This window comes from Pseudophaeobacter sp. 1A16562 (genome assembly GCF_041008785.1).
Taxonomy (GTDB): domain Bacteria; phylum Pseudomonadota; class Alphaproteobacteria; order Rhodobacterales; family Rhodobacteraceae; genus Phycobacter; species Phycobacter gallaeciensis_A.
This window is the reverse complement of record NZ_JAXGFT010000009.1, coordinates 134,590-149,939: the sequence shown is the minus strand read 5'-3', so window position 1 is coordinate 149,939 and position 15,350 is coordinate 134,590. Positions and strand designations below refer to the sequence as shown.

At 61.6% G+C, this 15,350-nt stretch carries 15 protein-coding genes; 7 read left to right on the top strand and 8 right to left on the bottom strand.

Annotated features, from left to right (window positions below):
- Positions 1-94: 94 nt before the first annotated feature.
- The 8 genes from SM764_RS14175 to SM764_RS14140 all read right to left on the bottom strand — a co-directional run bounded on the left by SM764_RS14175 (position 95) and on the right by SM764_RS14140 (position 9,656).
- Positions 95-1,462 carry a tetratricopeptide repeat protein gene (locus tag SM764_RS14175; RefSeq protein ID WP_369002071.1) on the bottom strand — a complete coding sequence of 456 codons (1,368 nt, stop codon included), beginning with the start codon at positions 1,460-1,462 and terminating at the stop codon, positions 95-97.
- A gap of 248 nt (positions 1,463-1,710) precedes the next feature.
- Positions 1,711-2,910 (bottom strand): CaiB/BaiF CoA transferase family protein, encoded by a 1,200-nt coding sequence (locus SM764_RS14170; protein ID WP_490363082.1) that lies wholly within the window; start codon positions 2,908-2,910, stop codon positions 1,711-1,713.
- Positions 2,897-4,516, bottom strand: a complete 1,620-nt coding sequence (locus SM764_RS14165; protein ID WP_369002069.1) for a thiamine pyrophosphate-binding protein — start codon at positions 4,514-4,516, stop codon at positions 2,897-2,899. Before SM764_RS14165 ends, SM764_RS14170 begins: the two co-directional genes overlap by 14 nt.
- An 88-nt stretch (positions 4,517-4,604) precedes the next feature.
- The gene (locus SM764_RS14160; protein ID WP_369002091.1) at positions 4,605-5,075 is read right to left on the bottom strand and encodes a DUF302 domain-containing protein; all 471 of its coding nucleotides are present in this window, start codon (positions 5,073-5,075) and stop codon (positions 4,605-4,607) included.
- Between the two features lie 218 nt (positions 5,076-5,293).
- Positions 5,294-7,324, bottom strand: coding sequence for a PhoX family protein (locus SM764_RS14155; protein ID WP_369002068.1), 2,031 nt, complete (start codon positions 7,322-7,324; stop codon positions 5,294-5,296).
- A 201-nt stretch (positions 7,325-7,525) separates the two neighbouring features.
- Positions 7,526-8,584, bottom strand: coding sequence for a YeeE/YedE family protein (locus tag SM764_RS14150; protein WP_065270574.1), 1,059 nt, complete (start codon positions 8,582-8,584; stop codon positions 7,526-7,528).
- A 240-nt stretch (positions 8,585-8,824) separates the two neighbouring features.
- Complete coding sequence (locus SM764_RS14145) at positions 8,825-9,154, bottom strand: ArsR/SmtB family transcription factor (protein WP_065270573.1); 330 nt, start codon at positions 9,152-9,154, stop codon at positions 8,825-8,827.
- An 85-nt stretch (positions 9,155-9,239) separates the two neighbouring features.
- Positions 9,240-9,656: a hypothetical protein gene (locus SM764_RS14140; protein WP_065270572.1), complete on the bottom strand. Its 417-nt coding sequence runs from the start codon at positions 9,654-9,656 to the stop codon at positions 9,240-9,242.
- Between the two features lie 136 nt (positions 9,657-9,792).
- On the opposite strand from SM764_RS14140, the gene SM764_RS14135 reads away from it, so the two are divergent.
- The 7 genes from SM764_RS14135 to soxB all read left to right on the top strand — a co-directional run bounded on the left by SM764_RS14135 (position 9,793) and on the right by soxB (position 15,326).
- Positions 9,793-10,530, top strand: a complete 738-nt coding sequence (locus SM764_RS14135) for a cytochrome c biogenesis CcdA family protein (RefSeq protein ID WP_065270571.1) — start codon at positions 9,793-9,795, stop codon at positions 10,528-10,530.
- Positions 10,531-10,559: 29 nt separating this feature from the next.
- Complete coding sequence (locus tag SM764_RS14130; protein WP_065270570.1) at positions 10,560-11,162, top strand: thioredoxin family protein; 603 nt, start codon at positions 10,560-10,562, stop codon at positions 11,160-11,162.
- Between the two features lie 124 nt (positions 11,163-11,286).
- Positions 11,287-11,763, top strand: coding sequence for a sulfur oxidation c-type cytochrome SoxX (gene soxX / locus SM764_RS14125; RefSeq protein WP_065270569.1), 477 nt, complete (start codon positions 11,287-11,289; stop codon positions 11,761-11,763).
- Between the two features lie 49 nt (positions 11,764-11,812).
- Entirely contained in the window at positions 11,813-12,229 is a 417-nt protein-coding gene (soxY, locus tag SM764_RS14120) for a thiosulfate oxidation carrier protein SoxY (protein ID WP_065273490.1), read from the top strand.
- Between the two features lie 38 nt (positions 12,230-12,267).
- On the top strand, positions 12,268-12,597 hold the full coding sequence (gene soxZ / locus SM764_RS14115; protein ID WP_065270568.1) for a thiosulfate oxidation carrier complex protein SoxZ: 330 nt from the start codon (positions 12,268-12,270) through the stop codon (positions 12,595-12,597).
- Positions 12,598-12,674: 77 nt separating this feature from the next.
- The gene (gene soxA, locus SM764_RS14110) at positions 12,675-13,526 is read left to right on the top strand and encodes a sulfur oxidation c-type cytochrome SoxA (protein ID WP_065270567.1); all 852 of its coding nucleotides are present in this window, start codon (positions 12,675-12,677) and stop codon (positions 13,524-13,526) included.
- A 102-nt stretch (positions 13,527-13,628) separates the two neighbouring features.
- Entirely contained in the window at positions 13,629-15,326 is a 1,698-nt protein-coding gene (gene soxB, locus SM764_RS14105; protein WP_274829019.1) for a thiosulfohydrolase SoxB, read from the top strand.
- Positions 15,327-15,350 lie beyond the last annotated feature (24 nt).

The following is a 15,350-nucleotide window of genomic DNA, read 5'->3' as shown; positions in this document are numbered from 1 at the left end:
GTGTCCTTCCTGTCAATCAAACTTTGTGGCGGCGATGTAAGGGCGCGCCCGAGGCCAGGACCGGCATCCGGGCGCGCTCCGATCATTTCGCAGATCACTCGGCCGGCAGGCTGCGGCTGTCCGGCTGATTGCGCGCCTCGCTGATCAGGGCGCGGCGGGCCAGAGCATAGTTGTCCTCGGCGCCGCCGCGCTGGGCGCGGCGGCTGTCCAACATGCGGGATACCTCGCTCAGGCGACCTGCGCGGATCCCGGCATCGATGGTCATGCGTTCAAAAACGTCGCGCTGGGCGTGGCTGCCACCGGCCAGTTGCATGGAGCCACGGGCCTGCGCCAGGTGGTCAAAGGCCAGCGCGAAATCACCTTCGCCAAAGGCCTCCAGCCCGCTGGCGGCGGCGCGGCCGGGATCTGCCATGCGCTGCCGCGCCTCGTCCCCGCCTGCGGCTGCTGCATCGGCGTGGATACGCTGCACCATCCGGGTGGTTTCATCCGGACGCCCGCGCCCGGCCAGCGCCAGAAGGTAGTGCAGATCGGCAAAGATCAGGCTGCCATCCTCGGTCCGGGCGGCGCAGAGGTCGGAAAGTTCTTCCCAGCGGTTGCCGACGGCAATGCCTTCCAATTCCAGCCGCATCAGCAGCGAGGTGGCATTGGAAATATCGCGGTAATCGTCGGTCTTGTCCTGGCGGATCTCGCGGTCGTAAAGGTCCAGAACGGTGTCGGTCTGGCCCAGGTCCAGATGCATCAGCGCCTTGTGCCACCAGACGTGATAGCGGAAGTTGTTGCAATGACTCCAGGCCTCTTCGCGGCCAGTCAGCCAGTCGAGTCCGGCCTTGGCGTTGCCGGTCATGTCGTGCACATGCGCCACCGCATGCAAACCCCAGGCATCATCCGGCGCCATCCAGAGTGCCTGACGCCCCGCAGTCTCCGCCTTACTGTAGTCGCCGGTTTCCTCCAGCGCGAAGGCGTGACAGCCAAGCAGATAGCCGCGTCCGGGGTGATCCGGCGCATAGGCGGGCATCACTCGTTCCACTGACCGGCGCATCCCGGCGCTGTCGCCAAGGACGAAACGGACCGCCTGGCTCATCTTCATGGCAAGGCTGTCGGCAGGGTGAGAGCGCAGGACCTGCTCCAGCTTCTCAATGGCGGCGGTGGGGCGGCCCGCCAGCCACAGCTCCAGCGCATCGGCGAAGAGCCGCTCCCGGGGCAGGGCAGAGGCATAGGCGATGCGGGCAGCAGCCAGCGCATCGCGGGCAGGGGTGCGCATTTCGCGGCGGCCCAGCAGCAGCAGGAACAAACCCTTGGCAGCCTGCCCAAGGGTGAATTCGGGGGCGGCCTCCAGCAGCTTACCCAGTTGCACCGGGGCCTCTGCGCTGTGTGACAGAACCCCGATCTGAACCGCGTTCCACAGATCCAGCATTTCGGGATCTTTCAGGCTCGTCTCCTGTCCGAAGAGATCATGTGTCATTTGGGTCCAATCCTTACCACCGGTGTTGTTCACTAGGGGAAGGTTAGAACAGTGGTTTTCATCGCGCGACGGGCGCTCTCGCTTTGGTGAAGGCGCGTGTTTGAAGGTGGGGAAACCCGCTGAAACCTGTAATATTTGCGGGCAATTTCCCGCCAGACGGGTCTTTGAAACGCAAAACGCCCACCACGAAGGCAGGCGTTTGCCGGTTTTTGTAACATTCGGCCGGATCGTGCCGGGCAGAATATGGCCTAAGCCTTGGAAAACGGGTCCTCGGCGCCGAGAATCCGGTCGCTGTCAGCGCCGCAGCTGGGCGGTGCGTGGCGGTAGGTGACCGGGGTGCGCGAGAAATTGAGCGGATTTCCAAGCAGTTTCACGGGAGTGTCCCCGGCCTGCATGTCGATGGCCATGCCCCGCGCAGCCACCTGATCGGAGGCGAAGACCCGGTCGAGCGTCTGCACTGGACCGGCCGTCACCTTGCGGGCCTCCATCGCGGCGATCACCTCGTCCATGGTGAAGCGTTTGAGCGCCGGGATCATGATGTCGTTGAGCGCTGCGCGATGCTCCAGCCGCGCCGGATTAGTGGCAAAACGGGGATCGTCTGCAAGGCCTTCGAGCCCGAGGAACTCCATCACGCGCCGGAACTGGGCATCGTTGCCCACCGCCAGGATGACGTGGGAGTCCGAGGTCTCGTAGACGCCATAAGGCATGATGCTGGGGTGTTCGTTGCCGCGCCGGGTCGGCAAGGTGCCGGTGTTGAGATAGGCGACGCCTTCGTTGATCAGCCAGGCAATGGTGCTGTCGACCAGAGCCAGGTCGATCTGCTGCCCTTCACCGGTTTTTTCCTGGTGGCGCAGCGCAGCCAGAATGCCAATGCAGGCATACATACCGCACATCACATCGGCGATGCCGGTGCCAACCTTCACGGGCTGCCCCTCGGGATCGCCGGTGAGTGACATGATGCCGCTAAACCCCTGTGCCACAAGATCATATCCCGGGCGGTGGTTGTTGGGACCGGTCTGCCCGTAGCCCGAGATCGAGCAGTAGACCAGCCGGGGAAACTCATCCTTGAGGCTGGCATAATCCAGCCCGTATTTCGCCAGTCCGCCGGGTTTGAAATTCTCGATCAGGATATCGGCCTCGGCAGCGAGCCTGCGGATCTCGGCCTGACCTTCGGCCGTGGTGATATCCACCGCGACCGAGCGTTTGTTGCGGTTGGCGGCCATGTAGTAGGCCGACAGATCCGTGGGGTTGCCGTCGGCGTTCACGGCATAGGGTGGGCCCCATTGGCGGGTGTCGTCACCCCCCGACTTGGGGTTTTCCACCTTGATGACCGTGGCGCCGAGATCGCCCAGCAGCTGGGTACAGGTGGGGCCGGCCAGAATGCGCGACAGGTCGAGAACCTTGACCCCATCAAGGGCCCCGTGTGGCAGCGTGTCAGATGCGTCCATCATATCCTCCGGGTTCGATTTCGGCAGAGATGACAGTGAAACGATCAGAATCCAAGGCATCGGTGAGGGCGGCGCGCAGTTCCGTCCGGTTACGTACCGTCACGCCGTTGCCGCCAAAGGCCCGGCCCATCGCCGCAAAATCGTGCCGGGCGAAATCGACGCCTCGGTTTTTAAGCTGACGCTGGCGCTGTTTGAGCTCGATCAGGGCGAGGCTGGCATCGGCAAAAACCACGAAGATCGGCGCCACATCCAATTCGGCAGCGGTGGCCAGATCCCCGGCCACCATCAGGAAGCCTGCATCGCCGGAAAAGCTGACGACGGGTCGGTCCGGCTGCGCCAGCTTGCGCCCGATCGCCATCGGCACGGCGCAGCCCATTGTGCAAAGCCCGGATGACTGGATCAGCCCGCGCGGCTCGTTGCACTGCCACATCTGGCTGAGCAGGATCCGGTGGGCGCCGCTGTCTGCGGTGGCCAGCGTCTCGGCAGGCAGGGTGGCGCGGCATTCGGCGATCACTGCCGCCGGTCCCCAGCTGTCATCCTGCGGATCAAAGGCGGTGTGCAGCGCCTGTTGCGCGGTGCTCAGCTCTCCGCCGGGCCAGCGCGTCGGTGCTGTCTCGGCTTTTTCCGTCAGGGCATCCAGCGCGGGGGTAAGCGGCGCCACGATGTTGAGGCTGGCCTGATGCATGTAATGGGTGTTGGGTTCGGCAGCGATCTCGATCACGCGCTGGTGGGTTGGGTCCCAGGCGTTGCGCCAGCCGGGGCGCATTTCGATAGGATCATAGCCAAGCGACAGGATCAGATCCGACTGCGCCGCCAGCGGCAACAGGTGGCTGTCGGCCAGGGGGGACAGCCCGGCGCCGCCAAGGCACAGGCGGTGATCTTCGGACAGGATGCCCTTGGCCTTGTAGCTGGTGACAAAGGGGATCTGATGCGCCTCCAGAAAGGCGCGAAGGGCAGGACCCGCGCCTTCGGCCACCGCATCAAGTCCGATGATGGCAAAGGGACGCTCGGCCTGCGCCAGCCAACTGCGCGCCTGCGCCAGTGTGTCATTGTCTGGCTGGGTGGGCGCAGCAGGCGCGCGGCGGAAGTTGCGATCCCTGGCAGGGGCATCCGCGACCGAGATCGGCACGTCGATATGCACCGGACCATTGCGCGGCTCGGTGGCGATGGCGACCGCCTTGTCTGCGATCACGTCAGCCGCATCCGCATCCAGACGGAAGGTCGCCTTGGTGATGGAGGCAAAGACGGCGCCATGGTCGAGCACCTGATGGGTGTAGCTTTGCGCCTCGGCAGCATCGACGCAGCCGGTGAGAACCAGCATCGGCACCCGGTCCTGATGGGCGTTGGCCACCACATTGACCCCGTTGAGCGCGCCGGGGCCGAGGGTGGCAACCAGAATGACCGGGGCGCCATCGGCATGATGCACACCTTCGCCCATGAAGCCGGCAGCGTTTTCGTGTTTCGCCAGATGGAAGGTGATGCCTGCCGCCTCTAGCGCGTCGACCAGCGTCAGCACCTCGCCGCCGGGCATGCCAAAGGCGTGACGGCATCCGGCCGCATAAAGGCGCCGGGCCAGAACGTCGGCGGCGCGTAAACTGTCAGTCATGGCGATCTGTTCCTATCTGATGTCAGAGCCAGATTGCCTGCCCTGACGCGGGGCGCAAGCACCCTCACGGCTCTGTGACCCGGTGGCGTTACTTCAACGCCTCCTGTGCGATCTGATCAAACCGCTGGTCCAGCTCCTCTGCAAGCGCCATCAGCCTGTCGCCGCCTTCGTCCCGGTAGGGGGCAAAGACATGGCTTGGCCGCTTATACGAGAGCTGCGCCGTGCCGCCCGGCATTTCGGTGACATAGAGGCGGATCGGGGCTTCGATCATGGCGGCGGTCGAGGTTTCCAGAATGTTGACCGCAAAGACATTGTTGAAAACGCCGATGACCCGGTTGCCCGGAATGGTGATCCCGCGCGCCGCTGCAGCGCCGGTGGGGCCGGCCTGCGTGACGATGGCCAGATCGCTGGCCCGCACCGCCGCCTGCGTATCCTGCAACAACTGCTGGTAGGATTTCGCCGTGTCGTGCACCTCCCAGCCTGGGCGAGCAGACATCTCTCCGGCGATGCTTGCCTGCGCGCTCAGGGTGACGGTCGAAAAGGCCAGTCCGGACAGCATTGGCAGACTGAAGGCAAGTGCGACGAGGATTGGGCGCAGGTTCATCATGGGCTCCGTTGTTTTGTGGAGCCACAAGCCTAACCCGGATTGCAATCACGCAGGTGTCACATCCCCGTGCTGCTGACTATGCCCCGTCGGGAGGTTGGGCGGCATCAGCAAAGAAAAACGCGCCCCTTTTGAGGGCGCGTTGAATGCTTTGTTCATGCCAAGGGTAAAGATTACATGGCGATCTTGCCGCCGCCCTTTTTCGTAACCACGACGACCGAGGGCCGCGGCGGCATCTTGGGATCAAAGTCGGGCCAGCGGGTGGCCGGATCCTCAAAAGTCGAGGCGCGCTCGAAGCCTTTCAGAGCCTTGGTGCCATCGGTGCCGGGGTGCTGCACCGCCAGGAACAGGGTTTCGCCGTTGTCGGTGAAGTAGGGGCCGCAGAGCTCCCCGCCGACGGGGCAGCGGAAGAACAGCTTGGACGTGCCACGCAGATCGCCTTCGGTCTCGACGCCATAAAGGCCATCGGATTTGCCGGTCTTGCCCCATTTGCTGCCCTGGTCGGTCGAGACCCAAAGGCGGCCATCGGCGTCAAAGGCGCAGTTGTCCGGGGAGCCGAACCAGCCGTTCGCGCTGGTTTCAGGGTTCCACTGGGCGCCGACCTCGGCCAGTTCGGGATCGCCGCATTTCACCAGGATCGACCAGGTGCCACGGGTGGCTGCGTGATCGCCGCCTTCTTCCTTCACTTCGATGATGTGACCGAAGTTGGATTTCGCCCGGGGGTTGGCCGCGTTGACCTGCTCTTCCTTACGCTTGGAGTTGTTGGTCAGCATGATGTAGGCGGTGCCGTCGCCGCGCGGCTGCGCGTCTTCGGGGCGGTCCATCGGGGTGGCACCCAGGGCATCGGCAGCAAGGCGGGTGTCGATCAGAACATCGGCCTGGCTGGCAAAGCCGTTCTCGGCGGTCAGCGGGCCGGTGCCATGCACCAGCGGCATCCACTCAACGCTGCCGTCTTCATCAAAGCGGGCTACAAAGAGGGTCCCGTCGCTGAGCAGGGCGCTGTTGGCGGCGGCATCGTCGGACACTACGCCGTTCGAGACATATTTGTACTGGTAGTCAAAGCGGTTGTCGTCGCCCATGTAGACGACCAGCTTGCCCGAAGAGGAAACAGTGGTTTCGGCGCCTTCGTGGCGGAAGCGGCCAAGGGCGGTGTGCTTCACAGGCTTGGCACCCGGATTGCGCGGATCGACTTCAACAACCCAGCCAAAGCGGTTGGGTTCATTGGGCTCCTTGTCGATATTGAAGCGGTCGTAGAACTTGCCCCAGGCATACCAGCGGCCCGGCACGCCGTAGCGTTTCATGTTCTTGGCTTCGGGCTGGGCCGAGATATCGGGTTTGCCGTCGCCGTCGACCGAATCGGTCCAGAAGTAGCCGTGGAAGTTCTCTTCGGCCATCAGGTAGGTGCCCCAAGGCGTCATGCCGCCGGCGCAGTTGTTGAGCGTGCCGATGACCGACATACCCGAAGGATCGGCGTTGGTTTTCATCCGGTCATGACCGGCGGCGGGGCCGTCGATGGTCATCTCGGTATTGAGCGGCGTGATGCGGCGGTTCATCTTGCCATCGCGCACCACGGCCCATTTGCCGTCTGCACCCTTGGCGATCTCGACCACGGTGCCACCATGGGCGGCCATTTCGATGTCGATCAGCTCCTTGGTCATGCCTTCAAAGCCTGCCTTGTCCTGACGGCCAAGGCCCGGGAACATGACCTCTTCATTGGTGTATTCGTGGTTCACGCACAAAAGGCCACGGGTGCCTTCGGCGTTCAGCGGGGTGAAACCGACGTAGTCGTTGTTGTAACCGAACTGCTTCAGCTGGGCCTCGGCGGTCTGGTTCATCACATCGAATTCCGGGGCATCGGCGGTGATCGGATCACCCCAGCGCAGTAGAATGTCAGCGTCATAGCCATCGGCGATATGGTGGGTTTCGTCGTTGCCCCAGGTCAGTTCCTCGAAGTTGTAGCGACCCGCGCCATGGCTGCCTGCAGCCGCTTCGGTCGGGGCGATCAGGGCGGAGGTGCCGAACAGGGCGGTGGTGGCGGAGACGCCCAGCATGCCCTTAAGCAGGTCGCGACGGCCATAGCGGGCGTTGATCACATCGCCGATGGTGCGTTCAAGCCGAGGATTGGTAGGGATGTCGTCAAAGGCTTCATAGGCTTCCGCCTTGTTGCCGATTTCGGGATCGTTGATGATTTGCTTGCGGTCCATGGCTTGCTCCAAAGTTCCAGATGCCGACGGTGCGTCGTCGCGTGCTAAGTTGCGCGGACCTGTAACAATTGCGTGACGTGCTCCAAGGTTTTACCAAACCGTTACAACTTGGGCCGTTTTTCGCCTGTTCGTGATACTTCATCTGGAGCCGATGCCCCGTATATCAAGCTGTGGCGGCGTCGGCGAAGGGACGAAGCCAGATCACTCGGCGGGGCGGAAGCCTTCGATCAGCTGCCGCAGGCCAATCGCCGCCCCGGCAAAAATCGCCAGGAAGGTGACCGGCGCGGAAACGGCCAGCAGCGAAAAGGCGCTGAGCCCCTGACCGACGGTGCAGCCCATGGCGATGACGGCACCTGCGCCCATGATGCCCGCACCCACGATCTGGCGGCGCAATTCGCGGGGGTCTTCGCAGGCCTCCCAGCGAAAATGCCCCTTGATCAGCGAGCCGATGAAGGCCCCGGCCCAGACTCCTGCGATGGAGCCGACGGCAAAGGACAAGGGGCGCAGGCTGCCGGTCATGGTCCACAAAATAGTCTCGCCCAGAGGGGCAGAAAAGGAATGCGACACCACCGGGAGGGCTTCGAAACCGGTCTGGTTGACCTCGCTGGTCAGGCCCCAGCCCGAAACGATGGCAAGGCCGACGATCACGGACCAGAAGACCGCGCTCTTGTCTTGACGCAGTTCGCGTCCGCAAAGCGCGGCGATGACCAGCACGGCGCCGACGGCAAGCCCGATGGTGTGCAGTGGCAGACCCGTCAGGGCAGCGGCGTGATGGGCCAGCCCGGGGGGAATATCGGTCGTGACCTGATGCTGCTCAAAGAAGAAATTGCGCAAGGGCGCAAGCGGACCGGAAAGAACCACATAGGTGGACACGCCCATGACCAACACGATGACGAAACTGCGCAGATCGCCGCCGCCCAATCGGGCGATAGCGCCATAGCCGCAATTGCCGCTGAGCGCCATTCCGTAGCCGAACATCAAGCCCCCGATGATTGAAGCCAGAGGCATCCATCTGATGCTGAGGTAGAAGCTTTCGCTTTCATCCATAAGTCCTGCTGCGATAAGGGAAAAGCTGCCGATAACGGCGACGCCGATTGCCAGTATCCACATACGCATGCGCAGGGTGGAGCCGCCATAAAGGACGTCCTCGATCGCGCCAAGCGTGCAGAACCTGCCCAGCCGGGCAGCAAGGCCAAGAAGGATTCCGCCTACGAGGCCTGCAATGGCCGCCAGGTGATGTTCTGTCAGCATATCAAACATGAGACGCCCCTCCCGGCAGGTTTCCTATCTTCCGAGTCATGCAGAAAGGAGGTGTGCGATGCAAGCGGCATCGCGCTGTCGCCGCCTGCTGTCGATGCGCGGGTGGTCAGCTATGGGAGCTCGGGAACGCAGCGGGGCGGACAGATGTTGAAGGATCTACAGGTCGCTCAGGCCGTGCGTATCTTGCTGGCCCCGGACCGGGACAAGACGGGTAGGGCAGGGAGAAAATCTAGGTCGTGCTCAGTTGCAGAAGAGGTCGTAGACCACTTCGAGGATGCGGCGCGGACGGTCGTCTGCTAGCCGGTAGTAGATGGCCTTGCCGTCGCGGCGCGGCACAACCAGACCTTCAAGGCGCAGGCGGGACAGTTGCTGCGATACCGCTGCCTGACGCGCCGAAAGCAGCTCTTCCAGCTCGGTGACGGATTTCTCGCCGGTGACCAGATGGCACAGGATCATGAGACGACCTTCGTGGCTGATCGCCTTGAGGAAATTGGACGCCGTGGTGGCGTTGTCCATCATCTTCTCAAGATCGTCATCTGCCATGTCTACCGAAAATTGCGGCAACCCCATCGCTCATTCTCCTTTGTGGCGGGCCGAATGGCCCCGCACATCTATACTTGTCCCAGTCAGCCAGACGTGTCGGTCTCCAGACCGGTCAGCTGTCGCCCACTTCTCCATCCGGCGCAAAGTCTGCATGATCGCGCAGCAGCGCCTCCAGCAGGGGCCAGAAAAAATCGGCCCCCGGATATCCTTCGAGCCGGGCCTTCTCATGACCGTCCTCCACAATCAAGAAGGTCGGGGTAAAAAGAACGCGACGAGTTGTTTCCAAGTCATCCGGCATATTGCGCAGATCCACCCGGCGCAGCGGCGCAAAGGCGCCTTCGGCCGTTTTGGGATAGATTGGCGCGATTTCTTCGTTCCAGCGCGCGCACCATTCGCAGCCATGCTGTTCGACCATCACCAGTTCCACTGCCCGGGCAGGTAGGCTGAGCGTGCACAGCACAAAAAAACCGGCCAGCAACCGGCGCAGCAGCAGCAAGGGCCGCAGAGGAACTGTGGACGCAAAAACCATGATGAAGCCGTTCGAAGCCGTTGACGAAGGTGCAGTGAGTAGGTTCTTTATGTAACACAACTTAATTTGAATATGTGAATGAGACAAGGCGCGCCGTCCCCGAATATCGGCTAATGCGCCCAAAAAAGGAGCTGAGATGCTCGAAATATCGTACTTTGGGGCCCTGTTTGCCGGTTTGTTGAGCTTTTTCACGCCCTGCATCCTGCCGATGGTGCCTTTTTACCTGTCCTACATGGGCGGGCTTTCGATGGCTGAACTGCGCGGCGACGGGCGCATTGCGCCGGGGGCGCAGCGTCGGCTGGTGATCTCTGCGCTGTGTTTCGCAGCTGGTGTCACCACAGTGTTCATGCTGATGGGCATGGGAGCTACCGCGCTGGGGCAGTTATTCGGGCGCTACATGGATATTCTGGCCTATGGCGCCGCCGGGGTGCTGGTCCTGTTCGGCCTGCATTTCCTGGGCGTGATGCGCATTCCGCTCCTATACCGCGAGGCACGCATGGAAAGCTCGGCCGAGCCTTCCACGCTGATCGGGGCCTATCTGATGGGGCTGGCCTTTGGCTTTGGCTGGACTCCCTGCGTGGGACCGGCGCTGGCGTCGATCCTGATGATCGCCTCTGGCATGGGGGACATCTGGCGCGGTGGCCTGCTCTTGCTGGTCTACGGTGTTGGAATGACAGCGCCTTTCGTCGTTGCCGCCCTGTTTGCAAAGCCGTTCCTGGCCTGGGTGGCGCGGCACCGGACCGCTTTTGCTTGGGTGGAAAAGGCGATGGGGGTTATGCTGATCCTGTTCGCTGTGCTGATTGTCACCGGAGGTGTCAGCTACATTGCCGATGCAATGATCCGCTGGATGCCCGGACTGTCCACAATTGGCTGACTGTCACCATAAATGGGAGAGACAAGGCAATGAATAGATTACTCAAAATGATTTCCGCACCGCTTGCCGCATTGGCGCTTCCGGTGCTTCTGGCCGGGCCGGTGGCAGCGGTCGAGGTGGGCGACGACGGCCTTCATAAAACCGCATGGATGCGTGACACCTTCAAGGACCTTCAGGAAGACCTTGCCGAGGCGAATGCAGAGGGCAAGCGGCTGGTTCTTTTCTTTGAGCAGCGGGGGTGCATTTACTGCGCCAAGATGCACGAGGAGGTGTTCCCGCGTCCGGAGGTCAGCAACTACATCGAAGAGAATTATTTCGTCGTTCAGCTGAACCTGCACGGATCCACCGAGGTGACGGATTTCGACGGTGAAACCCTGCAGGAGCGGGAGATGGCGCGGAAGTGGAACGTGCTGTTCACGCCGACGATTCTTTTCCTGCCGGAAGAGGTGCCCGAGGATCAGACCGCGGTGCAGGCGGCCGTTTCCATCATGCCGGGGGCCTTTGGGGCGGGGACCACGCTCGATATGTTCACCTGGGTCAACGAGAAGCGGTACGAGCTTGATAATGGGGAGGATTTCCAAAGGTATCACGCGCGCCGCATTCAGGAGCGCAACAATGGATCAACAGACTGATCCTTTGCGCAAGAGAATTAAAATTCACATTAATGAATTTGTTGTTGCGTCCCAGGCCTTCGGTGGCCTACGGTATGCAATAGCTAAGCAGGCCACTTCGCGGTGGCAGCCAACGGGAGGAACCATGAAGAGACTATCTCTGACACTGGCCATGTGTCTGGCCGGGACCATGTCGCAGGCGGGCGAAGTCGCGCCGAAAGACGTGAAATTCACCGAGGATGGCGCAATTGCCGAATCGTTGACAGGTGTTGCTGGCGACGCAGCCAACGGTGCGATCATCGCCGGGACCAAGTCCAAGGGGAACTGCGTGGCCTGTCATCAGGTGACTGCACTGGCTGACGTGCCCTTCCACGGCGAAATCGGCCCCATGCTGGACGGCGCGGGGGAGCGCTGGAGCGAAGCTGAGCTGCGTGGCCTCGTGGCGAATGCAAAAATGACCTTCGAGGGCACCATGATGCCTGCGTTCTACAAGGTCGACGGGTTTATCCGTCCGGGCGATGCCTACACCGGTAAGGCGGGCGCAGAGCCGCTGCCGCCGATCCTGACCGCCCAGGAGATTGAAGATGTCGTCGCTTTCCTCGCGACGCTGAAAGAAGAGTGAGACAGCAGCTTCCAGCTGCTTGTCCGAGCGAAGTCAAAGGAGACAAATGATGGAGTTCTCACGTCGCGAAACCCTGGCGATGGGCCTGGGCGCCGCCGTGCTGACGGTTCTGCCCTACCGCCTGAGCGCATCGGCAGACGATAAGATCGCCGAGTTCACCGGCGGTGCCGATATGGCCGACAGCGGTATTGAACTGACTGCGCCGGAGATTGCCGAAAACGGCAACACCGTGCCGATTTCGGTCAACGCCCCTGGCGCGACCGCGATCATGGTTCTGGCCACCGGCAACCCGACCCCCGGCGTTGCAACCTTCAACTTCGGCCCCGGTGCCGCCAGCCAGTCCGCATCCACCCGGATCCGCCTTGCTGGTACCCAGGACGTCGTGGCCATTGCTAAAATGGCAGACGGCAGCTTTGCCAAGGCAAGCGCCGCTGTGAAAGTGACCATCGGAGGCTGCGGCGGCTGATCGCCCCGCATCCCTTTCCGAATTCAAGGAGTTAAGACATGGCATCCGGTGTAAAACCCCGCGTCAAGGTCCCGAAGAAAGCCGCTGCTGGCGAAGCCGTCACCATCAAGACGCTGATCAGCCACAAGATGGAAAGCGGCCAGCGTAAGGACAAGGAAGGCAACGTCATTCCGCGTTCGATCATCAACCGTTTCACTTGCGAGTTTAACGGCGCCATGGTGATCGACGTCACGATGGAACCGGCGATTTCCACCAACCCTTACATTGAGTTTGAAGCCACCGTGCCTGAAGCAGGCGACTTCAAATTCACATGGTATGACGATGATGGATCCGTCTACGACACGGCGAAGTCGATCAAGATCGCCTGATCCTTTCCGGATCTCAAAGGCAAGCGTCTCGTCCGCCACTCCGGCGGGCGAGGCGGATACCCAAGGGAGGATATGGAATGAAATATAAGGCACTCACTGCCATTGCCGCCGTGCTGGCCCTGCCGATGGCCGCCTTCGCCGGCGCAGACGACGACACGCTCGTGGTGAACGAAGAGATCGAAATGGTCACCAAGACTGCGGCTCCGGCTGCAGTCGCTGACGCATTGGACGAAGTCATGTCTGGCTGGCACTTCCGCTCGGACGAGACCCAGGCCCTGCAGATGGACGATTTTGAAAACCCCGCGATGGTCTTTGTTGATCAAGCAATGGACAGCTGGGAAACCGTCGAAGGATCCGAAGGCAAGTCCTGCGCGTCCTGCCACGACGATGTTGCCGACAGCATGAAAGGCGTGCGCGCAGTCTATCCCAAGTGGAACGAAGAAGCTGGCGAAGTCCGCACCCTGGCCATGCAGATCAACGACTGCCGCGAAAACCAGATGGGCGCCGACAAGTGGAAATACACTGGCGGTGACATGGCGTCGATGGAGGCTCTGATCTCTGTCCAGTCGCGTGGCATGCCCGTCAACGTTGCCACCGATGGTCCGGTTCAGGCGATGTGGGAAAAAGGTAAGGAAATGTATTACACGCGTACCGGCCAGCTCGAGCTGTCCTGCGCGAACTGCCATGAAGACAACTATGGCAACATGATCCGCGCCGACCACCTGAGCCAGGGCCAGATCAATGGCTTCCCGGCCTACCGCCTGAAAAACGCCAAGCTGAACACCGTTCATGCACGTTTCAAAGGCTGCGTACGTGATACCCGCGCCGAAACCTACAAGCCCGGTTCGCAGGATTTCGTCGCACTTGAGCTTTATGTCGCTTCGCGCGGCAACGGCCTGTCGGTCGAAGGACCGTCTGTCCGTAACTAAACCCGGAACGACCCCGTGCCAGTTCATGGTGCGGGGTCTTTCGTTCTTTCAATATTCACACATGCGAATATGTCGTATGTTTACACAGGATATCAGAGTACCATGATCTCGCGCCGTGATTTTCTGCAGGTTTCGATGGCCGCCTCTGCCCTGGTCGGGGCATCTGGTTTTGGCAATTGGGGGCGTCTTGCGGCGCAGCAAAGCCTGACTCAGGATCAATTGCTGGAGTTTGATACCTTCGGCAATATCAGCATCATCCATGTCACCGACATTCATGCGCAGCTGAAACCGATCTATTTCCGTGAACCCTCGATCAACCTCGGGGTGGGCGCGAACAAGGGTCAGGTGCCGCATATCACCGGTGCCGACTTCCGCAAGGCCTATGGCATCGCGGATGGCAGTCCTTCCGCTTACGCGCTCACCTATGACGATTTTTCCTCCCTCGCCAAAGGATACGGGCGCGTAGGCGGTCTGGACCGCATGTCGACAGTGATCAATGCCATCCGTGCGGATCGGCCTGATGCGCTGCTGCTGGACGGCGGTGACACCTGGCACGGCTCCATGACCTGTCACAAGACCGAAGGTCAGGACATGGTCAATGTCATGAACGCGCTGAAACCGGATGCGATGACCTTCCACTGGGAGTTCACGCTGGGCTCTGACCGGGTGAATGAGATCGTCGAAGGTTTGCCCTTTGCCGCGCTGGGGCAAAACATCTTTGATTCCGAATGGGACGAACCGGCCGAGCTGTTCAAGCCGTACAAGTTCTTCGAACGTGGCGGCGCCAAGGTTGCAGTTATCGGTCAGGCCTTCCCCTATATGCCCATCGCGAACCCCGGCTGGATGTTCCCGGAATACTCCTTCGGGATCCGTGACGAGCATATGCAGGAGATGGTGGACGAGGTGCGCGCAGCGGGCGCCGATGTGGTGGTCTGCCTGTCGCACAATGGTTTCGACGTGGACAAGAAGATGGCCAGCGTTGTCACCGGTATCGACGTGATTCTGTCGGGCCACACCCACGATGCGCTGCCCGAACCGGTGCTGGTGGGCACGACCCACATCATCGCCTCCGGTTCCAACGGCAAATTCGTCTCCCGCGTGGATCTGGACGTGCGCGATGGCCAGATGATGGGTCTGAAGCACAAGCTGATCCCGATCTTCTCGGATGTCATCGCGCCCGATCCTGTGATCTCCAAGCTGATCGACGAACAGCGCGCGCCGTTCAAGGCCGAGCTGGAAGAGGTGATCGGCCAGACCGACTCGCTGCTCTATCGTCGCGGCAACTTCAACGGCACCTGGGATGATCTGATCTGCGACGCGCTGCTGAGCGAACGCGAGGCTGATATCGCAATGTCGCCCGGCGTGCGCTGGGGCCCGTCGCTGGTACCGGGTGACGACATCACCCGCGAAGACATCTGGAACGTTACCTCGATGAGCTATGGCGCCGCCTATCGCAGCGAGATGACCGGTGAATTCATCAAGGTGATCCTGGAAGACGTGGCTGACAACATCTTCAACCCGGACCCCTATTACCAGCAGGGCGGCGACATGGTGCGCATCGGTGGCATGGGCTACCGCATCGACATCACCAAACCGCAGGGCGAACGGATCACCGAGATGACGCTGCTGAAGAACGGTGAGGCGATCGATCCGGCGAAGACCTACATGGTCGCAGGCTGGGCCAGCGTCAATGAAGGCACCGAAGGTCCGCAGATCTGGGACGTCGTCGAAAATCACATCAAGAAAATGGGCACCGTCACGGTCAACCCGAACAACTCGGTCAAGGTGGTCGGCGCTTAATCAGCGCCGCCGCCTGACGGGCAA